This window comes from Phaeodactylibacter sp., assembly GCF_022763345.1.
Classification (GTDB): domain Bacteria; phylum Bacteroidota; class Bacteroidia; order Chitinophagales; family Saprospiraceae; genus Phaeodactylibacter.
In genome coordinates, this window is sequence record NZ_JALEGS010000049.1 from 193,253 (window position 1) to 220,129 (window position 26,877).

24 protein-coding genes are annotated in these 26,877 nt (G+C 52.1%); 12 read left to right on the forward strand and 12 right to left on the reverse strand.

The annotated features are described in order from the left end of the window. The 3 genes from MRY86_RS13445 to MRY86_RS13455 form a co-directional block, all read right to left on the reverse strand. The gene (locus MRY86_RS13445; RefSeq protein WP_293564945.1) at positions 1–345 is read right to left on the reverse strand and encodes a cytochrome c; all 345 of its coding nucleotides are present in this window, start codon (positions 343–345) and stop codon (positions 1–3) included. A 99-nt stretch (positions 346–444) separates the two neighbouring features. Next, entirely contained in the window at positions 445–828 is a 384-nt protein-coding gene (locus MRY86_RS13450) for a DUF3037 domain-containing protein (protein WP_293564943.1), read from the reverse strand. Beyond that, complete coding sequence (locus MRY86_RS13455; protein WP_293564941.1) at positions 818–1,597, reverse strand: HipA family kinase; 780 nt, start codon at positions 1,595–1,597, stop codon at positions 818–820. Before MRY86_RS13455 ends, MRY86_RS13450 begins: the two co-directional genes overlap by 11 nt. A 375-nt stretch (positions 1,598–1,972) precedes the next feature. Between MRY86_RS13455 and MRY86_RS13460 the strand changes: the two genes are divergently transcribed. Then, entirely contained in the window at positions 1,973–2,857 is an 885-nt protein-coding gene (locus MRY86_RS13460; protein WP_293564939.1) for a universal stress protein, read from the forward strand. A 59-nt stretch (positions 2,858–2,916) separates the two neighbouring features. Further along, entirely contained in the window at positions 2,917–3,729 is an 813-nt protein-coding gene (locus MRY86_RS13465) for a universal stress protein (protein WP_293564937.1), read from the forward strand. Between the two features lie 254 nt (positions 3,730–3,983). On the opposite strand, the gene MRY86_RS13470 is transcribed toward MRY86_RS13465, so the two are convergent. The 7 genes from MRY86_RS13470 to MRY86_RS13500 all read right to left on the reverse strand — a co-directional run bounded on the left by MRY86_RS13470 (position 3,984) and on the right by MRY86_RS13500 (position 12,020). Next, positions 3,984–5,813 carry an ABC transporter ATP-binding protein gene (locus tag MRY86_RS13470; RefSeq protein ID WP_293564935.1) on the reverse strand — a complete coding sequence of 610 codons (1,830 nt, stop codon included), beginning with the start codon at positions 5,811–5,813 and terminating at the stop codon, positions 3,984–3,986. A 16-nt stretch (positions 5,814–5,829) separates the two neighbouring features. Continuing rightward, a complete protein-coding gene (locus tag MRY86_RS13475) occupies positions 5,830–6,498 on the reverse strand; it encodes a hypothetical protein (RefSeq protein WP_293564933.1) in 669 nt (222 codons plus the stop codon). A 96-nt stretch (positions 6,499–6,594) separates the two neighbouring features. Continuing rightward, the gene (gene accC, locus MRY86_RS13480; protein ID WP_293564932.1) at positions 6,595–7,956 is read right to left on the reverse strand and encodes an acetyl-CoA carboxylase biotin carboxylase subunit; all 1,362 of its coding nucleotides are present in this window, start codon (positions 7,954–7,956) and stop codon (positions 6,595–6,597) included. Positions 7,957–8,024: 68 nt separating this feature from the next. Then, a complete protein-coding gene (gene accB, locus MRY86_RS13485; RefSeq protein ID WP_293564930.1) occupies positions 8,025–8,591 on the reverse strand; it encodes an acetyl-CoA carboxylase biotin carboxyl carrier protein in 567 nt (188 codons plus the stop codon). A gap of 5 nt (positions 8,592–8,596) precedes the next feature. Then, a complete protein-coding gene (efp, locus tag MRY86_RS13490; RefSeq protein WP_044220531.1) occupies positions 8,597–9,163 on the reverse strand; it encodes an elongation factor P in 567 nt (188 codons plus the stop codon). 125 nt (positions 9,164–9,288) lie between these two features. Then, positions 9,289–10,278: a beta-ketoacyl-ACP synthase III gene (locus MRY86_RS13495; protein WP_282779978.1), complete on the reverse strand. Its 990-nt coding sequence runs from the start codon at positions 10,276–10,278 to the stop codon at positions 9,289–9,291. Positions 10,279–10,544: 266 nt separating this feature from the next. After that, a complete protein-coding gene (locus tag MRY86_RS13500; RefSeq protein ID WP_293564925.1) occupies positions 10,545–12,020 on the reverse strand; it encodes a sodium:solute symporter in 1,476 nt (491 codons plus the stop codon). Positions 12,021–12,323: 303 nt separating this feature from the next. Here MRY86_RS13500 and MRY86_RS13505 point away from each other — a divergent pair, with 303 nt between their 5' ends. The 8 genes from MRY86_RS13505 to fabG all read left to right on the forward strand — a co-directional run bounded on the left by MRY86_RS13505 (position 12,324) and on the right by fabG (position 21,346). Next, complete coding sequence (locus tag MRY86_RS13505; protein WP_293564923.1) at positions 12,324–12,920, forward strand: FKBP-type peptidyl-prolyl cis-trans isomerase; 597 nt, start codon at positions 12,324–12,326, stop codon at positions 12,918–12,920. Between the two features lie 175 nt (positions 12,921–13,095). After that, positions 13,096–13,881, forward strand: a complete 786-nt coding sequence (locus tag MRY86_RS13510) for a hypothetical protein (protein ID WP_293564921.1) — start codon at positions 13,096–13,098, stop codon at positions 13,879–13,881. 79 nt (positions 13,882–13,960) lie between these two features. After that, positions 13,961–14,929: a 6-phosphofructokinase gene (gene pfkA, locus MRY86_RS13515; RefSeq protein WP_293564919.1), complete on the forward strand. Its 969-nt coding sequence runs from the start codon at positions 13,961–13,963 to the stop codon at positions 14,927–14,929. Positions 14,930–14,944: 15 nt separating this feature from the next. Then, on the forward strand, positions 14,945–15,673 hold the full coding sequence (locus tag MRY86_RS13520; protein WP_293564917.1) for a rhomboid family intramembrane serine protease: 729 nt from the start codon (positions 14,945–14,947) through the stop codon (positions 15,671–15,673). A 2-nt stretch (positions 15,674–15,675) separates the two neighbouring features. Beyond that, positions 15,676–16,341: a class I SAM-dependent methyltransferase gene (locus MRY86_RS13525; RefSeq protein WP_293564915.1), complete on the forward strand. Its 666-nt coding sequence runs from the start codon at positions 15,676–15,678 to the stop codon at positions 16,339–16,341. A 418-nt stretch (positions 16,342–16,759) separates the two neighbouring features. Then, positions 16,760–17,341, forward strand: coding sequence for a sigma-70 family RNA polymerase sigma factor (locus MRY86_RS13530; RefSeq protein WP_039723903.1), 582 nt, complete (start codon positions 16,760–16,762; stop codon positions 17,339–17,341). A 367-nt stretch (positions 17,342–17,708) separates the two neighbouring features. Continuing rightward, positions 17,709–20,561, forward strand: a complete 2,853-nt coding sequence (gene uvrA / locus MRY86_RS13535) for an excinuclease ABC subunit UvrA (protein ID WP_293564910.1) — start codon at positions 17,709–17,711, stop codon at positions 20,559–20,561. 38 nt (positions 20,562–20,599) lie between these two features. Beyond that, complete coding sequence (gene fabG / locus MRY86_RS13540; protein WP_293564908.1) at positions 20,600–21,346, forward strand: 3-oxoacyl-[acyl-carrier-protein] reductase; 747 nt, start codon at positions 20,600–20,602, stop codon at positions 21,344–21,346. Between the two features lie 203 nt (positions 21,347–21,549). Here the strand turns inward: fabG and MRY86_RS13545 are convergent, their stop codons facing one another. After that, complete coding sequence (locus MRY86_RS13545; RefSeq protein ID WP_293564906.1) at positions 21,550–21,870, reverse strand: hypothetical protein; 321 nt, start codon at positions 21,868–21,870, stop codon at positions 21,550–21,552. Positions 21,871–22,512: 642 nt separating this feature from the next. Here MRY86_RS13545 and MRY86_RS13550 point away from each other — a divergent pair. Further along, complete coding sequence (locus tag MRY86_RS13550) at positions 22,513–24,060, forward strand: C1 family peptidase (RefSeq protein ID WP_293569306.1); 1,548 nt, start codon at positions 22,513–22,515, stop codon at positions 24,058–24,060. Between the two features lie 108 nt (positions 24,061–24,168). Here the strand turns inward: MRY86_RS13550 and MRY86_RS13555 are convergent, their stop codons facing one another. Next, on the reverse strand, positions 24,169–24,765 hold the full coding sequence (locus tag MRY86_RS13555; RefSeq protein ID WP_282778519.1) for an outer membrane beta-barrel protein: 597 nt from the start codon (positions 24,763–24,765) through the stop codon (positions 24,169–24,171). 200 nt (positions 24,766–24,965) lie between these two features. Between MRY86_RS13555 and uvrC the strand changes: the two genes are divergently transcribed. Beyond that, complete coding sequence (gene uvrC / locus MRY86_RS13560) at positions 24,966–26,780, forward strand: excinuclease ABC subunit UvrC (RefSeq protein WP_293569309.1); 1,815 nt, start codon at positions 24,966–24,968, stop codon at positions 26,778–26,780. Positions 26,781–26,877 lie beyond the last annotated feature (97 nt).

The following is a 26,877-nucleotide window of genomic DNA, read 5'->3' on the forward strand; positions in this document are numbered from 1 at the left end:
TTATTGCCCAAGTTTCATGGTGTATTTAGCGACTGCTTTGATTTCTTTCTCATCCAGCAGCGCTTCAAAGGCGGTCATGGCTTTGCGGCCGTTGGTGATGACGTTGATGCGCTCTTCCAGCGTTAGCTCTGATTCCTGAAGATTATAGGCACCGCTTGCACCCATATCGCCGTATAGGCCATGGCAGGTGACGCAGTATTGCTTGTAGATTTTCTCACCATCTGGTTTGGCTGCAGCCGCTACAGCTTTAGCACCGGCGCTGGAGTTGCTTTCAGCAGGAGCACTACTGCCACCACAGGCGTAAACGAATGCGGCAATAGCTATAAATACCAATCCTTTTCTCATTGATCTTATTTTTTGGCAAATTAACAAAATAGAGTGGGGTAGGTTGGTAAGGCGAAGGGGTTTGTGGAAAAATGAGCACCTGGAAGGGCGGTAAGGAAGCTACAGCACATACCTTTGATACAGCCTTTCAAGCACCGCTTCGGGATCATGGCATAATCCGGGATGGGTTGGGGAGCTCTGAATGATGGTGCTCCTGGCGGCCACCAGCCACCGGAAACGGGAGGGCATGTCGAGTTCGCCAATCTTACCGCCCTGCCGCCCTCCGCCGCATACCGCTTCCCAGGCTTTCAGGTAGCGGCGGACCATATCTACATCAGTTTCCTTTGAAAAGGCTTTGACCTTTGCCTCATCTATCTGGTACCTGATGCCCAGAAACCGCTTCCGTTTGGAAAACAAAATGACACCAATGTTCAGGAACTCCTCCCGCTCTACTTTGGGTACCAGCCTGACCACCGCGTATTCGTAGGTTACTCTATTTTGCATCTAAAGCTTCTTTGGCCAGTACATCAATTTTATCCAGTTTAGCGTTCAGGAATTCTTGGTAAGCGCTTCTTTTCTCTCCAGGTGTCAGTTCCATATCCTCTTCCATCAGCCATTCTTCAGGGATGGTGGAAATGATTTCGGCGATTTTGGCTTCGTCGATGGCTGCGCGGATATCCCCGGACGCCTCAGGCAGGTGGTTGGCTTTTGCCAAAAGGACGTGGTCTTTCACTTTTGGGAAAGTCCGGGGTAGGTAATCGCGCCAGTTTTTCCAGTTGTGGTGGAAGTAAAGGCTGGCACCATGATCAATCAGCCACAGTTCCCTGTTCCAATTGAGCAGGTTGGTATTTTTTGCGGTCCGGTCGATATTGTTGATCAGGCTGTCCAGCAAAACCACCTTGGAAGCGGAATAAGAATCGGCCTCGGACACCAGGGGGTCGTAGGTGATGGCTCCGGAAAGGAAGTGGAGCCCGAGGTTAAGTCCAACGCTAAACTTCAGCAAATCCTGGATTTCCTCGTCCGGCTCCGTTTTGCTGAACGAGTCGTCGAGGTTCATGAAGACCACCTCCGGCACATTCAGCCCAATTGTTTTGGCCAGCAGCCCGCCGATGAGTTCGGCGATCAGGGCTTTCTTACCCTGTCCGGCACCCCGGAATTTCAGGACGTACAAAAACTCGTCATCAGCTTCCACAATAGCGGGCAAAGAGCCGCCTTCTCTCAGGGGCTTCAGGTATTGCACCACATCAACGGTTCTCACTTCTATATTACTCATGTCCTGTTTACGGTTTGTGCTGGCTGTGCGCCCGCTTGTCCTGCTTTTCCGGGTGGTCATTCGCTCAGCCACAGGTTTTCAGGGCTTCAAAGATACAGGGAAAAGGAAATAAAAATAAATCCGGTGGCGGAAGGGCGCTGGCTTAGTCTGTGCTGCCAGCCCCCTGACAAATGTCACCCCGAACATTGATCTTTTTCACACGGGCCTGCGCAACAATTGCCTAACTTAAGGTAGTGCTTTATCAAGTGTGTGGAGGGAATTAAGCTACCACAAATTACCCGGTTTTTCACACTTTGCAAAGCCCCGGGATCTAACCCATCCTGATTCCTTAACCGAAGCCGCTGCCCGTGCAGCTGCGCGACCAAATTGCAAGTCATGAGAACCATACTCAGCCCTACCGATTTTTCCCTTTGTGCCCGGTACGCGACAGATGCCGCTGCACAACTTGCACGCCGGCTTAATGCCCAGCTTCACTTACTGCATTGTATGAACCTGCCTGATGGCTGGGATGACTGGAGTGAGCAACAGCGCGCTATGCGCCCCGATATACAACAGAAGGTGGCTAATGCTCAGCTGCAATTGCAGGATTTGAGCAATGCTTACCCCAATTTGGAATTAAAGGCTACCGTTTGCAGTGGCGCATTGCCTAAGTCTGTGGCTGAATATGTTGAACACGCAGCTGCAGACCTCGTGGTCATGGGCTCCCACGGCGCAAGTGGCAAGAATGAATACTTCATCGGTTCCAATACTCAGAAAGTGGTTCGGGAAGTACACTGCCCGGTATTGGTGGTCAAGGAGCCGCTTGAACAGATTAATTTCGATAAAGTGGTCTTTGCCTCTTCTTTTCACCAAAAAGAGCGGGAAGCTTTCCTGAAGTTCAAGGAGTTTGTCAAGCCTTTTGTACCGGAGATTCATTTGGTGGAAATCCACACCTCTTCTTTCTTCGACCCTCCTTACATCCTGAGCCGTCAAGCCATGGAAGAATTCAGGGGGCTGTGCGCGCCGTTCCGCTGTGAGACGCATGTGTTCCGCAACTTCAGTGTAGACCGGGGCGTACGGGCTTTCGCCGAAAAGATCGGGGCGGGCCTGATTGGCATTTCCAACCACCATCGTCATCCGCTGCGGCGCATGCTTAGTGGCAGCAACGTAGAAGCTTTGGTGAACCACTCTGAAATCCCTGTGCTGAGTATTGACTATCTGGATGAAATAGATAGCCCGGCACCCATAACAGAACGGAAACGGCAACAATTATCCTTTTGATTTTATAAAGCCAGGTGGGGAAAGCCTCCTGCCTGGCGCTTTTGAAAAACTTGTAGCCGATGCGCCACAACATCCTTTTTCCCACTGATTTTTCTCCGGCCGCCCACCATGCCTTTAAGTATGCACTGCAACTGGCTGAGAAGCTGGATACTGCTCTTGACCTCTTGAGTGTTTACCACCTGCCCATAAGCGATAGCAGCCGCGTGTCCCCTCATCAGATAGACCCTCTGCTTCGGGAAAAACGGGCCGTGGTAATGCAACAGCTTGGAGAATTGGCGGAAGAAGCCCCTTCAAACCGCATCGGGCAGTTGCGGGCAGATTATGGTTTGTTTGTGTATCAGGAAATTATTGATGCGGCGCGCAGGGGCGGGCATCAGCTCATTGTGATGGGTACCAAAGGCGAGCGCAACCCCATGCAGCAAATGATGGGCAGCGTCACCACTCATACCCTCATGAATGCGCCCTGCCCAGTGATCGCTGTGCCGCAGAGTGCGCCGGTACGCCCCATCAGCCATATCGCCTATGCTACTGACTTCGAGCCTAAGGATGAAAAAGCGGTGGCGAATCTGACGGAGTTGGCAAACAGGCTCAAAGCAAAAGTCCATTTCGTACATGTGGATAGGGAGGCGGATATTTCTAAAACGGAAGCCTACAAAGTGGTGGATCAGTATCCGCTTCCTTTCACCGATTTTACGCTGATGTCCAATCTCAACCCGGCTGAAGGGATCAATGCCTTTATCGCTGAGCGGGATATGGATGTACTGGCGTTGTTCGTTCCCAACCGGCGCCTGCTGGAACGCCTCTTCCATCGTAGTTTTACGAAGCAGATGGCCTTTCATGTCAAGGTGCCTCTATTGGTTTTTAGGGGATAGCAAATCTGATTTTTCTGTTTTTGGCACGGTTGTTGTAATAGGTAGAGTGGTTAATTAAGGTCAAAAATTAGGATTACGATTTGTTTGAAAATGCCCGCCTTTGTGCGGGCTTTTTTTATGGTTGTACTGAGGGTTTCACGCAGCGTTCGCGAAGGAGGGCGCAAAGTACGCAGCGCTTCCTGATTAGGGCCGTTAACGTGGCGCTCTTTACGAAGCCCTTTGTCCCCTTGGCGTGAAAGCCCGAATGAGCCTTATCAAAACGCCTGTAGTTCCACCAGTTTCTGGTACTCTCCGTCCTTCTGCAGCAGGCTTTCGTGCGTGCCCCGCTCCATGATTTGCCCGTCCCGCATCACAATGATCTCATCTGCGTGCTGTATGGTGGACAGGCGGTGAGCTATGACGATGGAAGTCCGGTTTTTCATCAGCTCAAGCAGGGCTTTCTGGACTAATTTCTCAGATTCGGAATCCAGGGCGGAGGTTGCTTCGTCCAGAATGAGTATTGGTGGGTTTTTCAGAATGGCGCGGGCGATTGTCAGCCGTTGCCGTTGCCCTCCACTCAATTTGCTGCCCCGGTCTCCGATATTGGTATGGTAGCCCTGCTCGGAAGCCAGGATGAAGTCGTGCGCATTGGCTGCCCGGGCGGCAGCCTCTACCTGATCTTGTGTGACGCCCTCCATGCCAAAGACGATGTTGTTGTAGATGCTGTCGTTGAAGAGGATCGCTTCCTGAGATACAATGCCCATGAGGTTGCGCAAGTCGCGAAGGCGGTAACGGCGAATGTTCTGTCCATCCAGGAGAATCTCCCCTTCCTCCACGTCATAAAATCGGGGGAGTAGATCGGCCAGCGTAGACTTCCCCGCCCCGGAAGCGCCCACCAGCGCCACCACTTTGCCTTTAGGCAGGCTCAGGTTAATATTTTGGAGCACCGGGCCTTCGTCTTTGCGGTAAGCGAAGGTAACGTTGCGGTAGGCTATACCCTGTTGAAAGCCCGAAAGGGGCAGGGCATCGGGTGTGTCCTTGATGTTGACAGGTGCGTCAAGCAGGGCTTCCATACGGCGCATGGCCCCCACGCCTTTTTGAACGTTGTAAACGGCTTTGGATAGTTTCTTCGCCGGGTCAATGACGTTATAGAAGGCAAAGATGAATGTAAGGAAAGTCTCTGCATCCAGCTGCCCGCTGAACACCTGACGGGATCCATACCACAGTAGTACTGCCACCGTGCCAATGCCCAGGAATTCTGAGAGGGGAGAGGCTAGGTCGCGCCGCCAGAGCAGGCGGGTGAGGGAGCGCCGGTAGCCGTCATTCTCTACCCGGAATTTCTCTTTCTGATAATGCTCGGCATTAAACCCTTTGATGATCCGCAGCCCGCCCAGGCCTTCTTCCAGTATGGCGACGAGGTTGCCAAGGCGGTCCTGCACATCTGCTGATTTTTTTTTGAGCCGCCTGCCAATACCACCGATCACCACGCCTGTGAAGATCATCAGCAGAAAGACAAAGCCCGTGAGTGTGGGGCTTACATACACCATAAACCCCAGCGCCCCTATGATGATGAGGGGCTCCCGGAATACAGCTTCCAGTACATTGAGAATACTCCATTCTACTTCCTGTACATCGCTTGTCATACGGGACATTAGGTCACCTTTGCGCTCCTCGCTGAAGTAAGCGAGGGGTAGGGCCATTACCTTGTCGTACATCTGAGCCCGAAGGTCACGGATGATGCCATTGCGTACCGGTGCCATGAAGAAGAGGGACAGGTACCGGAAGAGATTTTTGAGCAGAAAAACTGATAAAATAGCTGTGCAGACGAAGATCAGCGCGGCTTCCTTGCCCTGCTCCACAATCAGCTGACTGATGTAGTAGTTGAAGGAAGCTGTGGCGCTTTCGATATCCCAGCCGAAAACAGGCTTGTCCATCACTAGCTCCCGCCGGTCAAAGAGGATTTCCAGGAAGGGGACCAGCAAGGGGATGCTAAGAGCTGTGAACAGCGCCGTCATAATATTACTGAAAATATTGAGCCCTACATACGCTTTGTAGTTGCGCATATAACCGAGCAATCGCCAGAAGCTGCTGCGTTCTTTTTTCATAGTTAGTTTGATCTGCCTATTCTACGGGTTCCAGGCGATAGCTGGTTTCTCCCTTTTTCAGGGTGTAGGTTATCGTTTGAGGATTGCCGCTACGCTGTTCGTTTTGGGGCGTGGAGAACTTCCGGAGCAAAGCCGTTTCCATAAGTTCGAACGTTTCCACCCCGTCGCGGTCGCGTTGGTTGGCAGCGTTTTCAGCCTCAGCCATATAAATCTGCCCGTAGGAGCGGTTGCGGTAAGAAGCAAAGGCGTGTACTTTTTCCGTACCATTATCCGAACGGGTAAAGATGTAAACCTCCGGGTAGCTGTCCTGGTTGAGGTCGGCCAGTTGAGCACGCACCACTGCACCGTTTACTTCCATTTTGGTCTCCTCATTGCGCACGCTCATCCCTTCTGTGTTGAGGGTGAAATAATTGGAGCTGGCATTAGGGGATTCCACGATGAAGGTGACGGAGCCTGCTGTAAGTCTTTCTTCAAAGGGGCCAGCTGCCGCAGGTGCTGACTTCCGGGCCATTTCGGCGGGCTCAGGTGCGGCCGTTTCCGCAGCCACAGAGGCTTCATCGGAGGCACTCTCGGTTTCAGTGATCGTATCGGTTGAGTTGGCGGCTTCGCCTGAAGCTTCGGAACTGCCCCCACAGCTGCATACGATAAAGGACAGTACCAGTAAAAGCAAAAAAATGGATCTCATAGTGCGGTATTTTGGTCTGTAAATAACAACAGGCTTGCCGGGCTCATTATTTTCCCATGCAAACCTGTTATTTTGTAGTATGGTGCAGGCGGTTGCCTACTTCTTTTTCTTAGGCTCCTCGGGCTTCAGTTCAAAGTCGTTGAGAAAGCCGGTATGGAAGTCCCCGTTGCGGAAACGCTCGTCCTTCATCAGTTGTTGATGGAAAGGGACAGTGGTCTTCACGCCTTCAATGATGAATTCATCGAGTGCACGCTCCATTTTCTTGATACACTCTTCGCGGGTTGGAGCCCGGCAGATGAGCTTGGCAATCATGGAATCGTAGTAAGGTGGAATGGTGTAGCCAGCGTATACGCTTGTGTCCACCCGAACGCCATGCCCTTTAGAGCTGTGGAAAGACGCGATTTTGCCCGGGCTTGGACGGAAGCCGTTGAAGGGGTCTTCCGCATTGATCCGGCACTCCATAGCATGCGCATTGGGATAATAGTTGCCCCCTTTGATGAGCTCACCCGCTGCGATTTTGATCTGCTCCTTGATCAAGTCATGGTCGATTACCTCTTCTGTGACCGGGTGCTCAACCTGAATCCGGGTGTTCATCTCCATGAAGTAGAAGTTCCGGTATTTGTCCACGAGGAACTCCACGGTACCCACACCTTCGTACTTGATGGCTTCTCCTGCTTTTACAGCCGCATCGCCCATTTTCTCCCGGAGCTCGTCGGTCATGAAAGGAGAGGGGCATTCTTCCACCAGTTTTTGGTGGCGGCGCTGAATAGAGCAGTCCCGTTCGGAAAGGTGGACGACTTTGCCTTTTTGGTCACCAGCAATCTGGAATTCGATATGACGAGGCTCTTCGATGAATTTTTCGATGTAAATGCCATCGTTGCCAAATGCCGCCTTTGCTTCCTGACGGGCGCGGTCCCAGTTCGGCTCAAACTCCTTTTCTTCCCAAACGATCCGCATCCCTTTACCGCCACCGCCGGCAGTAGCCTTCAGGATGACCGGATAGCCGATATCCTTAGCGATTTTGAGGCCGGATTTGGTATCCTTGACCAGCCCATCGGAGCCGGGGATGACCGGGACGCCTGCTTTGATCATGGTCTCTTTGGCCGTAATTTTGTCTCCCATCTTGCGGATCTGCGCAGGGGTGGGCCCTATAAACTTAATACCATATTCGGCGCAAACTTCGGCAAAATCAGCATTCTCTGCCAGGAATCCATAGCCCGGGTGGACCGCATCGGCGTTGGTAATTTCTACCGCAGCCATGATTCTTGGTACGCTCAGGTAAGACTCGGCAGAGGAAGGCGGGCCAATGCAGACCGCTTCATCAGCGAAGCGCACGTGCAGGCTTTCCTTATCGGCAGTTGAATAGACCGCCACCGTTTTGATGCCCATTTCCCGACAGGTGCGAATGATACGCAGGGCAATCTCTCCACGGTTGGCTATGAGTACTTTTTCAAACATAAAACCATTCAATTGGATGAGCAGCAAAGGGCTACTGCCCTTGCAGCGATAGGTGTTTCAATCAGCTTTTAGCCCTTAGGGTCAACCAGGAACAGTACCTGATCATACTCTACCGGCTGTGCATCTTCAACCATTACCTTAACAATTTTGCCGGCAATTTCGGACTCGATCTCGTTGAAGAGTTTCATAGCCTCCACGATGCAAACGACCTGCCCGACCTCAATCGCGTCACCTACTTTTACATAAGGTGGCTTTTCCGGGCTGGAAGACCGGTAGAAAGTACCGACAATCGGAGAACGGACTTCCAGGTAGTTGGAATCCTCCGCTTTGGCCTCGCTGGCTGGTGCTTCTGATTGAGCAGGCTCTGCCTGTGGCTTTGGTGCCGGGGGAGCAGGAGCAGGCTGCGGGGCCTGCGGATAAGGCTGCTGCACAGGCGGAGACATCTGAATGATCGGTGCGGTGGGCTGAGGTGCAGAAGGAGCCGGTACCGTGCCGGAGGCCTGGTCCTTTGGCTTAGCCTTCTGATGTTTGTTGGTCCGGATGGAAAGCTCAAACTCTCCGTCCTTCATTTTAAATTCGGTCAGGTTGGATTTGTTGATGAGCTTCACCAACTCTTGGATGTCCTTAAAAGTCATAGGTGTTATTGTTTTACGCGTTCCATGTAAGCGCCGGTTTCAACCTCAATCTTCACTTTGTCGCCCTGATTGATAAACAGAGGGACCCGAACTTCCGCACCGGTTTCTACGGTAGCTGGCTTCAGTGTGTTGGTGGCTGTATCGCCCTTAACACCAGGCTCTGTGTAGGTGACTTCCAGAATGATGTACTGAGGCATCTCCATGGTCAGCGGCACCTCGCGGTCTGCGTGGTAGATCACGTCTACTTCCATACCTTCTTTAAGGAAATGGGCATGCTCTACGATATTGTCGCTAAGCGCAACCTGCTCATAGGTTTCATTATTCATGAAGTGGTAACCCATGTCGTCGCTGTAGAGATACTGGAATTTGCGGCGCTCCACACGCACTTCGTCCACTTTGTGACCGGCAGAGAAAGTATTATCCAAAACCTTTCCGGAAGTCAGGCTTTTGATTTTTGTACGTACGAATGCCGCACCTTTTCCTGGCTTAACGTGTTGAAACTCAATAATGGTGAAGATATCATTATTGAAGTCAATGCACATGCCTTTTCGGATGTCAGAAGTTGTAGCCATTTGCTATAGCTTGCGTTTTTATTTGGTATTCAAATTGCGATGCAAAGATAGAAAAATCCAAGGACTTGAAACGGGGCCTTAAGCGGGAGGTCTCCTGCCGGGCAGAAGGCTCGGTGCCATTCGGCTTAGTAAGCCCACTTGATATAGATAGCTCCCCAGGTGAAGCCACCCCCAAATGCGGTCAGGATGATGTTGTCCCCTTTCTGAAGCTGATCTTCCCAGTCCCACAGGCAGAGCGGCAGGGTCGCAGCAGTCGTATTGCCGTATTTCTGTATATTGACCATCACCCGCTCCATCGGGAAGTCCGCCATGCGGGCTACCGTCTCGATGATACGCTTGTTGGCCTGATGGGGTACCAGCCAGGCAATATCGTCATTAGTTAGATTATTGCGGGCCATCACCTGAGTGACTACGTCCGACATGCCGGATACCGCAGCTTTGAATACCGGGCGGCCATTCTGAAACACAAAGTGCTCCCGGTTGGCTACGGTTTCGGCGGTCGCCGGATAACGGGAGCCACCTGCTTTCTGATGCAGGTAAACCCGCCCGGAGCCGTCGCTCTTGAGCAGGGAGTCCATCACGCCAACCGGTTCCTCAGTAGCTTCCAGCATCACGGCACCGGCACCATCTCCAAAGATGACGCAGGTTGTCCGGTCCGTATAGTCCACAATGGAAGACATTTTATCTGCCCCAATGACGACTACCTTTTTGTGTGCGCCAGCTTCGATAAAGCGGGCGGCTGTAGTCAGGGCGTAGAGGAAGCCCGAGCAGGCGGCATGAATATCGTAGCAAAAAGCATTTTTCATGCCGGTTTCGTCGGCGATGATATTCGCCGTGTCCGGGAAAACCATATCCGGGGTAACGGTGGCACAAATGACAAGCTCTACCTCGCCGGGATCGGTATTGGTCTTTTCCAAAAGCCCTTTAACGGCTTCAATGCCCATCACCGAAGTGCCTTGCCCTTCTCCCTTAAGGATATGCCGCTGCTCAATGCCAGTGCGGGTGCGTATCCACTCGTCGTTGGTATCGACTATGGTTTCCAGTTCGGCGTTGGTCAGGATGTAGTCCGGCAAATATCCCTGAACGCCGGTAATGGCAGCTTGTGTTTTTGCCATAGTTCCTTAGTAGATTGTAATCTTCGATAAATGCCTGGGTTTTGAAAAGCTGGCAACCGTTTAAAAGAGCCGTATTTCATGCGCTTTTGCCTTCCGCTTCGTCAATGGGCCATGGGATTTATCAAAGACTGGTAATTGTTGCTAATCCGTTTTGTGGTATTGCCCCTCATGAAGGACCATTCCTAAAATGGGCAGCAAGGTAGGAAAATCTTAGGGATCAGGCAATTTATTGAATCAGAGTAAAACGGCTAAGGCTTTTTCTTCCCCTATACCTCCTCCGAAATCGCCCAAAGCCCGCCAAAGGTGAGCAAGCCGTTCAGGGCGATGATAAGAAAGCCAAACTGAAAGCCCATGAAGAGTACTTCGGAATTGGCGTTCAGCACATAAGATAAAATGGGTGCTGCAACACATACGGGGATGACCAGTCGCGGATTGACCCGGCGGTTGGTGAGCAGCCCGAAGGTGAACAACCCAAGGATCGGGCCGTAGGTATACCCGGCTGCCTTAAACAGCTGACTGATGACATCCTTATTGTTCAGGGCATTGAAGACGACGATAATGATAAGCAGCAGTACGGAGAAACCAATATGTACATAAAGGCGGGTGCGTTGCTTGTCTTGTTCTGATGCATCGCTCTTTTCAAAATTCAGAAAATCCACGCAAAAGGAGGTCGTCAGCGCAGTGAGTGCGGAGTCTGCACTCGAGTAAGCTGCAGCAATCAGGCCCAGCACAAAAAAGATGCCTACCGCTGCCGGCAGGTGGTTGAGCGCAATCATCGGAAAGAGCTCATCGGTCCGCTGCGGGATGTCGATTCCGATGCTTGCAGCATAGATGTAGAGCAGTGCCCCCAGGGAAAGAAAAAGAAACTTTGCCACCACCAGCACGCTGCTGAAGACGTACATGTTTTTCTGCGCATCGCCAATATTGCGGCAGCTCAGGTTCTTCTGCATCATATCCTGATCAAGGCCGGTCATCACGATGGTAATGAGCGCTCCGCTGATAAACTGCTTGAAGAAGTTGTTAGGGTCATTCCAGCCCCCTTCGAAGAAAAACATCTGAGAATAATCGCTGGAGCGCACCATGGCGACCATACCACCGATATCGGTTTCCATGGCTTTGCCGATGAAGACGATGGTGAGGACAACGGCTGAAATCATGGCAACGGTTTGCAGGGTGTCCGTCCATACGATGGTATTGATACCGCCTTTAAAGGTGTAAACCCAGATTAGCACAATCGTGACGGCAACCGTTGCGAAAAAAGGCACACCGAATGGGCCCAGGACAAAAGCCTGCAGCACAATCGCTACCAGATAAAGCCGGAAGGCAGCGCCAATGGTACGCGAAAGGAGGAAGTAAGCGGCACCTGTTTTGTAAGCTTCCAGCCCCAGCCGCTCTTCCAGATAACCATATATAGAGGTGAGGTTCTTTTTGTAGTACAGCGGCAGGAGCACCTGGGCAATGACCACATAACCAAGGATATAGCCAAAAACCATCTGCATGTAGGAGAACGCCTGGTTTTCTCCTCCGGCACCTACCACGCCTGGTATGGAAATAAAAGTAACGCCCGATAGGGTTGCCCCGATCATCCCGATGGCCACAAGCGGCCAGGGAGAATTGCGGCCCGCCAGGAAAAACTCAGCATTCCCTGCTTTGCGGCCGGTGAAATACGAAACGGAAATCAGCACTAAAAAATAGAGGGCGATGATCCCGAGTATGATGGTTGGCGTCAGTTGACTTAGCATAGGTTTTATCTTGGTGGCTTCCACTTGTTTGCAGCAGGCCGGATTATTGATTTACCGGATTTACAGTCGTTGCCGTTTTGAGAATGAGCCCTTGGCTTTCCTTGGTACAAGCCATTTAGCCGGGGCAGTCTTTCATCTAACAAGTGGGTCTAGCACGGCAAATATAGTAGATTCTAGGACAAATGGAAGACCGGAGCAATGAGGAAACGATCATTGGGGTTGTGGGAGCATAAAGTGGGAATTGAAACGCAGGGGCACATCTGGTTCCTGAATAGAAAGTGTATATTTGACGAAAAGCCTGAAATGATGCAACGTCTGTCCTTTCTCTTTCTCCTGGCGCTTGCCCTGGTCAATTGTTCAGGAGGGGGCCGTAGCGAAAATACGGAGCAGGCACAGGAACTGCCTCCCCCTGATGCGCCTGTGGTGAATGAAGACGAAGCCATTATGCAGTTATCGGCTTACCTGATCGGGGAGCCCGCTACGCTGGCAGAGCAACAGCAAAATGCTATTGTGAATTACGCGATTGATGAGATTGTCCCGTTGCAGCGGACCCCTTCCGGCTTGTTTTACAGAATACTGGACCCGGGCAACGGGCAGCCGCTGGAATGGGGCGATTACGTAAGTGCCCATTACAAAGGTTATCTGCTGGATGGCAAGGTTTTTGATTCTTCCTACCGCAAAGGCCGGCCGATGAAGTTTTATATTGGCAACATGATCGACGGCTGGAACGAGGGACTGCAACTGGTCAAAGAGGGGGGGCGTATTCAGCTGTTTGTGCCTTCTGAGCTGGGCTACAAGGAGCGGGGTGTACCGGATGGCAAGGATGGCTATCTCATTCCGCCCGACACGCCCCTGGTTTTCGAAGTGGAGGTACTGAGCCTGGAAGAAAAGCCGGACTGACCTTTTTGCAGGAAAGCTCTAAATGGGTGCTGGACAAACAATTGCCAGCTTCACCCGATTCTTTATATAGAATGCTTGTCTGAACACATCACAAATGCCTGATACGAGCAGGCGCGTTGGATCAGCCAGCGTTTTTTAGTCAAGTTTAGGAAACTACTTAACCGGAACGCAATCTATGGACCTTAAACAAGCGAAAATTACACTGGAAAAAATCAATGATCTTTTCCACAGCCTCGAAAGAGATGCCTCTAATGTTTCGTCAATTGAACGAGACCTGATGCGGGGCTATATTCAGCAATTTTACGAGCACTTCATAAGTGGCGCTACCGCTGCGAATAACACGGCAGGAGCTTCCGTTCGGGAAAAGGCACCGGTGCGCCGGAACTACACGCCACCCCGTATCATCGAAATTCCGGATGCGCCACGTGACAATTACAGTGCGCCTAAGCCTGACCCCACCCGCCGGCCCAACCCGCAGCCACAGCCCCGCCCCGAGCCCCGCCCTCAGCCTAAGCCGGAGCCGGAGCCCAAGCCTGATCCCCGCCCAACCCCGCCACCGCCGCCAAAGCCTGAGCCAGACCCGGAGCCGCAGAAGCCCGAACCCGTTAAGGTTGCTGAAACGGTAGCCCCCGCTGCCCCCCGGCAGGATATCCCCGCCAACCTGAAGCATCTTTTTGCTTTTAAAGAGGCAACCGAGTTGTCTGAAAAGCTTAGCGAGCGCCCCGTTCACGATCTGACCAAGGCCCTCGCCATCAACGACCGCCTGCTTTACATGAACGAGCTTTTTGGCCGCGACCTCAATGCCCTGAACGACACCCTGGGCCGCCTCAACCAAATGAACAGCATGGACGAAGCACGGGGCCTGATTGTCCAAATGGCACAGCGCTACGACTGGGGCGCAGACGAAAAAGAGGACACCGCCCGCGATTTTATCCGCCTGGTCCGCCGGAAGTATCAATAAAGGCAACATTTGACGAAAGTCATTACTTGGTGTTTGCCTTACACTTACTTTCGCACCAAACTTGAAACACAATCAGACCATGAAAAAAATAGCTGTTTTTACTTCCGGAGGCGATGCGCCTGGTATGAATGCCTGTGTCCGGGCAGTTGTACGAACCACGATTCGGCGTGGACACGAGGCTGTGGGCATCCGCAGGGGGTATCAGGGCATGATAGAAGGTGACTTTTGGGAAATGGAAGCCCATTCGGTGAGCAACATCATTCAGCTGGGGGGGACTATCCTCCGTTCGGCCCGCAGCCAGGATTTCCGTACGGAGGAAGGCCGGGCTAAAGCTTACGCCAATCTGCGTGCCAACGACATCGACGGGATTGTGGCGATTGGTGGCGATGGCAGTTTCACCGGTGCCCGCATTTTCATGGAAGAATACCCCGATATCCACATGGTTGGCTGTCCGGGCACGATCGACAACGACTTGTACGGGACTGACTATACCATTGGCTACGATACTGCCATCAATACGGCAATGAACGCCATTGACAACATTAAGGATACCGCCAATGCTCATGACCGCCTGTTTTTTGTAGAGGTAATGGGGCGGGATGCTGGTTTTATAGCCATGAATGTCGGACTGGCCACAGGCGCAGAAGCCGTGCTGGTACCAGAGAGCAAAACTGATGTCAATAACCTGATCGATACCCTCAACAGCAACTACAGCAACAAGAAAAATTCCAGCATCGTAGTGGTGGCCGAAGGCGATGAAAGCGGAGGTGCTTTTAAGCTTGCTGAAGAGGTGAAGAAGCACTGCCCCTACGAAACCAAAGTCACGATCCTGGGCCACCTGCAACGGGGCGGCCGCCCAACCTGTATGGACCGGGTGCGGTCGAGCCGGATGGGCGTTGCTGCAGTCAATGCCCTTCTGGAAGGAAAGTCAGGGGTAATGATTGGCGAAATCAATGGAGAAATTGTACATACCCCTTTCGAGCAGGCCATCAAGTACCACAACGAGATCAACCCAATGCTCCTTGAAATGGTTGATATACTATCCTGATCAAAAATTCAAGCCATGAGTACTGCCCTGGATCGTGCCTCCCGCAATTTCAATAGCGCCCTTAAAATCGCGCTGTGGACGGTGGGCATCATCTGGGGCATCCATTTGCTGCAGGTCCTGACCGGCGCTGATTTTGGTACGATGGGGATCTACCCCCGCCGCCAGTTCGGGCTCAAGGGGATTCTTTTTGCGCCCCTGTTGCATTCGGGCTGGAAGCACCTGCTTGCGAATACACCGCCCCTTTTTGTCCTCACCGGTATTCTTTTCTTTTTCTACCGCCGGGTGGCTGTCGCCAGCTTTACCACGATTTACATTTTGACCGGGCTCGCCGTCTGGAGCTTTGCGCGGCCCGATGCCTTTCATATTGGTGCCAGCGGCGTGGTGTACGGGCTAGTGGCTTTTGTCTTCTGGACGGGTATTTTCCGGCGCAATATCCGTTCCATCGTGTTGTCTCTAATCGTGGTGGTCTACTACGGAGGCATGTTTGCCGGTATTGTGCCAACGGATGAGCGGGTGTCTTGGGAGAGCCATCTCTTTGGTGCCCTGGTCGGCATCTTTGTCGCCTTTTGGTTCAAAAACCGCATTGAGCCGGAGGAAAAACGCCCCACCTGGTCCTGGGAACGGGAAGGAGAAGCCGAAAAGCGTTTCTTTTTGGAGCGCGATGCCTTCGACAAGACTAAAGCCGAGCGGGAGCGCGAACGGGACGAAGGCAATGATAGCTGGTTCTCCACCCGAAGCTGGTAAGTATGAACCGTTCAAACGCCAAACAACCGGACACCTTATATACCAGGCTTTTCGCTAAGCTGTACAACCCCGTCATGGAAAAGCTGGAAGCCCGCCTGTTGATGGATATGCGTCTGGCTTTACTGGCACAGGCACGGGGCAGTGTGCTGGAGGTTGGGGCTGGTACAGGTGTGAATTTCCCACTCTACGATACTTCGGCACGGGTACTGGCTATCGAACCCGCTCAGGCAATGGCCAGGCAAGCATTAGCTGTCCTTCAGGAACTGGATGCTCCGCACATTCGGCTGCTGGAAGCAGGTGTTGGCGATGCCGAAGTGAGCGCTCAGTTGGGCGAAGACACCCTTGATACCATTGTCAGTACGCTTGTGCTATGTACTATCCCTGATCTTGAGCAAGCCCTGAAGCACTTCCGTAAATGGCTGCGCCCCGGTGGTCAGCTTCTGGTCCTGGAGCACATTCACGACGACCGTCAACCTCAACGCTGGATTCAATCTGCCGTAACGCCGGTTTGGAAGCACCTGGCAGAAGGCTGTTACCTCAACCGCCGGACCGATGAACTGCTTAAAGATTATGGCTTTGCAGTGGAAACAGAGGATTATCACTACACGCGATGGGTGCCTTTTTACAGCGCGGTGCTGCGCATGGAAGAGAAAGAGAAAAATGGGTAAACGCTCAAAAAATGCCATCCGGGCATCAACTCCGGACCGCTGTTGACAAAATTTTAATTGAGGGTGCTAACCACTGAAAAAGCAGTAACAAATGCCGGATTTTATTGCGCTCAGAATTTTTGTCCTGATTTTTTTTCGTTTTTAAAATATTGAGCCTGTTCTTTGCGATGCTTTAGTTAAAACCGTGTGGTTCAAGCGGTTTCGTTAATATTTATTTTGTAATTCCGGTTAAATTTGTGTTAAAGGAAGCAAAAAAATCAGGGCCGCACTCGCATTTGTCCTGAGATGCCCTTATATTTGAATCGTTATTATCCGTGTCACGGACAATTTTTCAACAAAATCACAGGTCTATAGAAAGTAACTTCTACACTAAAAGAATTGCGACATAATATCCCATAACGCTAATTTGATTTTAGTTATGCAAGTTACACCACTGAACGACCAACAGTTGATCAACAATTATTTGTCCGGCGACGAAAGAGCTTTCGAAGAATTGCTCTCCCGCCACAAACAACGGATTTACACTTCCATTTATCTTTTCGTCAAAGACCAAAGCCTGGCTGAGGATATCTTTCAGGAAGTCTTCATAAAAATTATCGACACCCTGCGCAAGGGCAAATACAACCACGAAGGAAAATTCCTGCAGTGGGCACTTCGTATTTCCTACAACATGTGCGTGGACTACTTCCGCCGCAACAAGCGCCGTCCAAAGGTGTCCCCAACCGAAACCTTCGACATTTTTGATGTGCTGCAGTCTTCTGAGCGCAACGCTGAGCAAGGCATCATCCGCAGTCAGACCCACGATAAAGTGCGGGCACTGGTGGATATGCTGCCGCCTGAGCAGCGCGAGGTGGTCATCCTGCGCCACTACGCCGACATGAGCTTCAAGGAAATTGCCAAGCTGACCCGGGTGAGCATCAACACCGCTTTGGGCCGCATGCGCTACGCGCTGATCAATATTCGCAAATTAGTAGAAGAGCGCGAAATCGTGCTGCAGTAAGAGACGGGAACAAAATAAGTTGATCCATTTTTGGTTTTGTGTCCCGGTTTGACCGGGATCATAAGCAACTGACAGTCGGAAAGTTGCGTTGAAACATCACAAAAGCTCTAAGAAAAAATGGAGCAGCTTATTTCCGTCAAACTATCAAATGCATAACAAAAAAACTACCACTGTCCCGGCGCATCGCCGGGGCACCCATTCTCCTCACGCCTGAAAATCCATAAACCAAAAATTGGGAGCCGGTAGCTTTGCTGCTGGCTTTTTTTTGTTGAAAGCATCATGGCTGGCATTAGGTATTTTCTCCACTCACACAACCCTAACCCCCCTCCACTGTTCTACTGATGTAGAAAAACTTCAACCTGCATCTATGTCCAAAAAAGCGACTACGCCAACGCTTGACAAGCCTAGTGAACAGAACCTCAAAGAGGCGATCCGGATCAAGGGCGCCCGGGCGAACAATCTCAAAAATGTCAGCCTCGATATCCCTAAGAATCAACTGGTGGTCGTGACCGGCGTGTCCGGTTCCGGTAAGTCTTCCATCACCATGGATACCCTCTACGCGGAGGGGCAGCGCCGCTACGTGGAAAGCCTGTCGAGCTACGCCCGGCAGTTCCTGATGCGGATGAAAAAGCCCGATGTGGACTACATCAAAGGCATTTGCCCGGCCATCGCGATTGAGCAGAAGGTCAGCACGAGCAATGCCCGCTCCACGGTAGGCACGCTTACCGAGATTTACGATTACCTGCGCATCCTTTACGCACGGGTGGGGCGCACTTATTCCCCCGTCTCCGGTGCTTTAGTCCGCAAGCACGAAGTCAGCGATGTGGTGGACTACATCAATAGCTTTGAGGAGGGCACCAAGGTGCAGTTGTTTATCCCGCTGCCTTATAAATACAAAGACCGTCTGGTGAAGCAGGAGGTGGAATTGCTGCTGCAAAAGGGCTATACCCGCCTGCAGGTGGAAGGCGATTTGCAGTACGCGGAAGACCTGCTGGAATCCGGCGCGGCCTACCTGGACAAAAAGCTGGGCGATATCAAAGACAAAGGCATCCGCATTCTGATTGACCGCTTTGTGGTTAAGCAAGAGGATGAAGAAAACAACAAGCGCATCGCGGACTCTGTCCAAACGGCCTTCTACGAATCAGAAGGGGAGTGCATCGTCGATATCATGGGCAGGGAAGAGCAGGACTTTAACAACCGCTTCGAGCTCGATGGGGTGTCCTTCCTGGAGCCTACGCCACAGCTATTCAATTTCAATAACCCCTACGGGGCCTGCCCTACCTGCGAGGGCTTCAGCAAAGTCATGGGCATAGATGAAGGGAAGGTGGTGCCCGATCAGACCAAATCCGTCTACGAGCAAGCCATCGCCTGCTGGCGGGGCGAGAAATACGGGCGCTGGCTGGACCAGTTACTGGAAACCGCCCACCACTTTGACTTTCCGGTGCATACGCCATATCAGGACCTCACCAAAGCCGAGCGCCGCCTCCTTTGGAAAGGCAATCAGTACTTCGATGGCATCAACGACTTCTTTGCCGAGCTTGAGCAAAAGATGTACAAGATTCAGAACCGCGTCATGATGGCCCGCTACCGGGGCAGAGCAACCTGCCCCACCTGTGAGGGCGGCCGACTGCGGGAGGAAGCGACTTACGTGAAAATCCAGGATCGTCCCATTACTGATCTGGTAGAGATGCCGGTGGATGAACTTCTGGACCACCTGCGTAGTCTGGAACTCAGTGAGCACGACCGTAAAATTGCCAAGCGGTTGCTGCTGGAAATCAATAACCGCCTGCAGTTTATGAGCGATGTGGGGCTAAGCTATCTGACTTTGGGGCGGCTTTCTGCTACCTTGAGCGGAGGTGAGACTCAGCGTATTAACCTCACCCGTACCCTGGGTAGTAATCTCACGAGCTCCATGTACATTCTGGACGAGCCCAGTGTAGGGCTGCACCCCCGGGATAGCGGCCGTCTTGTGCGGGTGCTGCGCTCTTTGCGCGATCTTGGCAATACAGTCATCGTAGTGGAGCACGAAGAAGACATCATCGAAAGCGCCGACTACCTCATTGATATTGGCCCGGCAGCAGGTATCCACGGTGGGGAAGTGGTCTTTGCCGGCCCCTACGAAGGCATTTACTCCGAAGCGACGGAAAGCCTGACGACCAAGTACATGAGCGGCCGCATGAGTATACCGGTGCCTGCACATCGCCGCAAGTCTGCTAATTACATCGAGGTACAGGGCGCCCGGCAGCACAACCTGAAGAACATCACAGCCCGATTTCCACTCAATACCCTAACGGTGGTTACAGGCGTTTCCGGCTCCGGCAAGACCACGCTGGTGAAGCAGATTCTGTACCCTGCACTGAAGAAGCACTTGGGCGAAAGTTACTCCCAAGCCCCCGGGCAGTTCGATCAGCTGGCGGGCAGTGTGGATACCATCACGCAGGTGGAAATGGTGAGCCAAAGCCCGATTGGGAAATCCTCCCGCTCCAATCCGGTCACCTACGTGAAGGCCTACGATGGGATCAGAAAACTGATGGCAGATCAGCAATTGTCTAAAATCCGTGGCTTCAAGCCCAAGCATTTTTCCTTCAATGTGGATGCCGGGCGCTGCGATACCTGCAAAGGGGAGGGCGAACAGGTGGTGGAAATGCAGTTCCTGGCCGATGTACGCCTGGAGTGCGAAGCCTGTGGCGGCAAGCGGTTCAAGCAGGAAGTGTTGGATGTGCAGTACAAAGGCAAAAGCATTTACGACATTTTGGAGCTGAGCGTGGAGGAAGCGTTGGAATTTTTCGAAGAGGAAAAAGACGTGGTCAGCAAACTGCAGCCGCTCTATGATGTGGGGCTGGGGTATGTCCACCTGGGGCAGTCCTCAAGCACCCTTTCCGGGGGAGAAGCGCAGCGGGTCAAGCTGGCGTCCTTCCTGACGCGGGAGCGGGCTAACGAGCACATCCTGTTCATTTTTGACGAGCCTACCACCGGCCTGCACTTTCATGATATCCGCAAGCTGTTGGATGCCATGAACGCGCTCGTGGAGAACGGGCATACCGTCATGGTCGTAGAGCATAATATGGAGGTGATCAAAAATGCCGACTGGGTTGTGGACCTGGGCCCCGGAGGCGGCAAAGAGGGGGGCGGTCTGGTCTTCCAGGGCACGCCTGAGGAGTTGGCAAAAGTGGAGGCATCGTATACGGGGCAATTCCTGAAGCCTAAGTTAGAAATGTAAAATTTGCTACCTTCACCATCTGAAAAAAACCAACAAACATGGGACTATTAGATGGAAAAGTAGCGCTGGTGACCGGGGGCTCCCGCGGCATTGGTGCTGCTATTGTTCGCCGGTTTGCGGAGCAGGGCGCTAATGTGGCATTTACCTACCGTTCCTCTGCGGAACAAGCCAACGCACTGGCTGCCGAGCTGGAACAACTGGGCGTAACGGCCAAAGCTTACCAATCAGACGCATCCGATTATGAGGCCGCCGAAAACCTGGCTAAGGAAGTGCTGGAAGCGTTCGGGCAAGTGGATATCCTGGTCAACAACGCCGGCATTACCAAAGACACCCTGATGCTCCGCATGACGGAAGCCCACTGGGACGACGTGATCCAAACCAATCTGAAGTCGATCTTCAACCTCACCAAGCACCTCATCCGCCCAATGATGAAAAAACGCGGTGGCTCCATCATCAATTTGAGCTCTATCGTAGGCATGACGGGCAACGCCGGGCAAGCCAACTACGCCGCCTCTAAGGCTGGTATTATTGGCTTCACGAAGTCTATCGCCAAGGAGATGGGCTCGCGCAACATCCGCTGTAACGCGATCGCGCCTGGCTTTATCGAAACGGACATGACAGAGAGCCTCGACGACAAGGTCAAAGAGAGCTATCTTCAGAACATCCCCATGAACCGCCTCGGTAAAGCGGAGGAAGTCGCAGACGTTTGCGTATTCCTGGGTTCTGATTTGTCCACCTACCTGTCCGGGCAAGTCATCAGTGTCTGTGGCGCACTGAATACATAGCAGTACAGGGCTTCCCTGTGCGCAGAAAAGCGAAAAGTAGCCGGGGGCTTTACCCCCGGCTTTTTTCAAGCAAATCGTGACAAACTTTCGTGAATCTTATGGTGAGTCTCAGACTATGTTGGGAATTCGCTTTGAGAGCCAATGCAGCCCAAAGGGCGAAATCCCTGTATAGTCTCAATCTGTGCATTTAAGCTCCGACCCCATCATTCTTTATACAAGGCGGCAAGCGCCTGTACAGATTTACGGGTTTGGAATAGCTGTCCGGCATTGATTGTGTAGTGACAGCCAAGGATGTCGTCGTGGCGGCGGACTGCTCTGGATAAGCAAAGCTTCTCCAGTTGCGTTTCCAGTATTTCAGTGTTATACTGGGTGTGCAGGGCAATGTCCATCAGCTTGCTTTTCCCGTTTTTCCGGAGGTACTCCAGAATTAGGGAAGAGACAGGACGCTCAAGGGTTTCCAAGACTTCAATAGCTCGGTCAAGTTTGTTTGTGCTTACGGCTTTGATAGTGTTCCATGTGTGCATGGGTGAAAACTTTAGACAGTTCCACAATAAGGTTTCAAATAAGTAGTGTGCATAGCTCCTGTAATCTGAAGGCTCATACTGGCTTAAATGAGCATATTTACAGACCCGCCTTTCCAAAAGGTTGCCCTATGAAAAGAATGGAGTAAATTCAGATTAACGCTACAACGCATGGCTGTAGCCTGGTACAGTGTGTAAATGAAGTTGGTGTTGTGGTTGGTGTGTAGTAGCCGTTTGCTTAGTGTGGGATGGGGGGATAAGACTGTTCAGTAGGTTTGTTTTAACAAATCTAAAAGTAAGATTTTAAATATCCTAAGTTTTTGAATTAAAAATTTTCTACATACGAGTATTTGTCTCTGGATATTCAACTGCTTTAAGGGGGTATTTCACCGCTTTTGCGCATACAAAGGCATCCACAAATGCTGTGTTTTTAAAATGTCAGGGAATGTGTTAGCGTGCTTATTTGTTGAAGGGTAGAGGGTGGACAGCGTGGGAGGAAGCAGTCTGTCCGTTTGTGTTGACAATTGATACGGTAAGGAACAGGGCTTTGTTACACCTCATTGGTAAAAAGTGACCAGTTTTTTTTCTGACGTCTGTATTTTTGAGCAGTGAAAAGTTATTTAACCACTCAAAACACAACGACTGATGCCTATTCGAATGGAAAAAGATGACCCGCAGCCATCGCGGGGCAATAACGGTAATGGAGGTGGAAAAGGAAACTTCCTGATTCGGTTGCTTCCACTCATCATCATGTTTTTGGTGCGCCGCCCCAAGCTGATCATTCCCGCCCTGCTAGTGGGTGCAGTATGGTACTTTTTCTTCGGTGGCAGCGAAATGCTCAGCGGAGGGTACGCGGCACCGGACTCCGATCAGGCCGCTGCCTTTTCTATCGGGGCAACGCTCGATCCCAATGAGTATGATAAAGCTCAGGTATTCGAGCCCGTTAGCTATGGCTTCGGTGCGCAGTCCGGGCTGCCTTCCAAAGCATCATTGGAGCAATATGCCCCTACCCGCCGGCATCAGGGCAAACAGGGGTCCTGTGTGGGATGGGCAAGTGCCTACGCGGCACGTAGTATTCTGGAGGCTCAAACCACCGGACAACCCGCAGACCGGGTGGCATTTAGCCCGGCTTATCTGTACAATCAAATTGCCCTATCCGGCTGTCAGGGGGCCTACATGAATGCTGCCATGAAAGCTATGATGCAGTACGGTGGGCTGCCTTTCAGTGAATTCAATTACGATGAACGGACTTGCACCAAAGAACCGTCCAGCCAGCAAAAGCAAGCCGGACAGCGCTATCGAATCCGTGGCTACGACCGCCTGTCGGTGGGCGCTTCCAACTATAAAACGGACCTCAACGGCATCAAGCAACACATTGCCCAGGGCTATCCGGTAGTTATCGGTATGATGGTCGGCGGCACCTTCATGCAGAATATGATGGGGCAGCCGCTTTGGAAACCTTCCCAGCGCGACTATGGCATGCGGGGCTACGGCGGGCATGCGATGTGCGTTATCGGCTACGATGACAACTACGAGGGGGGCGCTTTCCAGATTATGAATTCCTGGGGCTCGCAGTGGGGCGATGATGGTATAGCCTGGGTGCGTTACCGCGACTTTGACCATTTTAACAAGGAAGCCTACGCCATCTACCCTCAACCCTCCGCTGCGGATTCAAAGCGCATGGCAGTGGAGTTTGGCCTTTACGATACAGAAGCAAAGCAAACCCTGAAGCTGGAGCGCAGGGATGACATGACTTTCCGTGCCCAGCCCATTCAGAAAGGGGACAAGTTTAAAGTGCTGATTGCCAATTCGGTGGAATGTTACACCTACGTCTTTGGGCAGGAAACGGACGGCTCCAGCTATGTGCTCTTCCCATACACGCCTAAGCACTCGGCTTACTGTGGCGTGACGGGAACGCGCCTTTTCCCACGGGATTATTCCATGGTGGCAGATAAGATTGGCAGTCAGGACCAAATCGCCATCGTTGTAAGTAAAAAAGAACTCAACTTTGAGGATTTCAATCAGCGCATCAACCGCAGTAGTGGCACGACCTATGCCGCTAAGCTCCGGGATGCACTGGGCAATGAGCGCTCCCGTCAGGTGGAATTCAAATCAAGTGCAAATGTCGCTTTCGAGGCCAATACCGAAAGTGCCAGCGCGGTGGGCATGGTCATCGAAATTCCGAAACAATAAAAAAGCACCGTGCCTGGGAATAGGCAACGGTGCAGGTGTCAAACATTTGGGAAATTTGGGGGTGGGTAGCTTGGACAGCTACCCACGCTCAGTTGTTCATAGCATAGCTTAAAACTTAATGCCCACACTTAAACTCAGGACATTATTGCCTCCTTCTGCATTAGCGAAGAAGTCATCAAGGCCTATTTCGTAGTTCAGGTCAGCCGTGAGGAATAGGAAATTGACGCCTACGCCCACGTTAGCGCCCCAGGTGAAGCTGTTGAGGTCTTCCTTGTTGAAATCGATGCCGTTTTTCTCATCCACACCTAGTATATAGGTTGGGGTGACACCGCCTCGTGCCTGAATGCCAATCAGCCCGTTGTCGCCGGTCAGGCGCAGCCCTATGTTCAGCGGAGCTTTCAGTGCCTGAATGGTGGTCTCATCGGAAAAAGCGATATCATCGGGATGCTCTACGCCTTCCACAAGGCGGGCAGTGAAGTTGTAGTAGTGCAGTCCCGGTTGCAGGTAGAGGGCTTTGTCGCCCATGCGCAGGTCAACGCCCGCGTTCCAGCCCACACGCGCCTCAGCAGTGATGTCCTGCAGCTTGGCTTCCACGCCGGAGAAGTTGACGCCGACTTTTGGGTTGATTTGGGTCTGGGCCGTAGCGGCAACGCTGGTGATCAGTGCAGCAACCGCGATGAATAGGATTTTGGCAGATGATTTCATGGCTTATCTCTTGTTGTTGTGAGGGAATAACGCCCCCTGTTTTGCGATTCGTACCTGCTATGCGTTAAAGTGGCGTTAACCAGCGCTTGTTTTTCCTAAGGAAATTCACTTTTACGCCAAAAACATCAGTCAGCGTAGAACCTACCCATGCTCAAATTGATTATTTTGGTGACTTCACTGCGGGAAATTACAAGCATTGCATGACCACAACAGACTTCAAGGCCATTTCTGATACCATCCCCCGGCAGCCCGGGGTGTACCGGTTTATCGATGAGGAGGATACCATATTGTATGTGGGCAAGGCTAAGAACCTGCGCAACCGGGTCTCTTCTTACTTCGGGCAGCGCAAGGACCGCGCCCACCGCACCCGCGTGATGGTGAAAAATGCCCGCCGCATTGAATTCACCGTAGTGGAAACCGAAGCGGATGCCCTTCTGCTGGAGAACACCCTCATCAAAAAGCATCAGCCCCGGTACAATGTGATGCTGCGGGACGACAAGAGCTACTCTTACATCTGCATTAAAAAAGAGCGGTTCCCCCGGGTGTTCATTACCCGGAGAGTGGTCCGGGATGGTTCCACCTACTTCGGCCCTTACACCAGCAAGGGGCGGCTGAAGATCATCCTCGAACTCATCAAGCGGCTGTTTCCCCTGCGGACCTGTAGTTACAATTTATCCGCTGAGAATATCGAAGCGGGCAAGTTCAAGGTTTGCCTGGAGTACCACATCAAAAACTGCATGGGCCCCTGCGAAGCCCTGGAGAGCGAGGAAGCCTACAATGAAAAGATCGATCAGGTCCGGAATATCCTGAAGGGCAACTTCGGGGCGGTAAAGCAACACTTCAAAGGTGTGATGGAGCAGCATGCCGAAAACCTGGAGTTCGAGAAAGCCCAGCGTATCAAGGAAAAACTGACAGCTTTCGAAGACTATCAGGCGAAGTCTACAGTGGTAAGCACCACCATCCGGGATGTGGATGTCTTCTCCGTGGCTTCCGAAGAGAAAGAGGCCTTTGTCAATTACATCAAGGTGGTGAATGGCGCCATCATCCACACGCACACCCAGGAACTGGTCAAAAACCTGGACGACGACGATGAGGCGGGCCTGTTGCAATATGCCATCCCGGTCATCCGGGAGCGGTTCAATAGTATTGCCACGGAGATTATCCTGCCACAGGATATCCCGCTGGAGGATGAAACCCTGCAGGTCACCGTGCCCAAGATTGGTGATAAGCGGCGGCTGCTCGACCTGTCCGAGAAGAACCTGAAGTACTACATGCTGCAGCGGCAAAAACAAAAGGCTTCAGCCAAACGCAAGCAAACATCCGCGGAGCGAATCCTGCGCACGATGCAGTCCGATTTGGGTATGGACGCCCTGCCCCTGCACATTGAATGTTTCGACAACTCTAATATGCAGGGCAGCTATCCGGTTTCTTCCTGCGTGGTATTCAAAAATGCCAAGCCCAGCAAAAAAGACTACCGGCACTATAACATCAAGACGGTGGTTGGCCCGGATGACTTTGCGTCTATGCGTGAAGTCGTGCACCGCCGCTACCGCCGGCTGCTGGAAGAGGGGGAGTCGTTACCGCAGCTCATCATCATTGACGGAGGCAAGGGGCAACTCTCTGCTGCCGTGGAAAGCCTGAAGACACTTGGTATTCTCGAAAAAGTAACCATCGTCGGTATTGCCAAGCGGCTGGAGGAAATCTACTTTCCGGGAGATTCCGTACCCCTGTACATCAACAAAAAGTCAGAGTCTTTAAAAATCATACAGCAGGCACGGGACGAAGCCCACCGGTTTGCCATTACGTTCCACCGCAATAAGCGTTCTCAAAACTTCACGGGTTCTGAGCTCACTAAAATCCCCGGTATTGGAGAGAAAACGGCGCAGAAGTTGCTGGCGCATTTCGGCTCCGTAAAGCGGGTGAAGGAAGCCCGTGCTTCCCAGCTCGCCGAGGTGGCCGGGCTGAATGTAGCCAAGAAAGTTAAGACCTACTTTGCCGATGCAGGCGCAGAATGATAACTTAGTGATGGAGAAAATTGCATCATTTATCCTGCCTGCCCGTGAGGCCACGGCCGAACAGGCAGGTCCATTAAACCACTTAGTACCTCCAAAC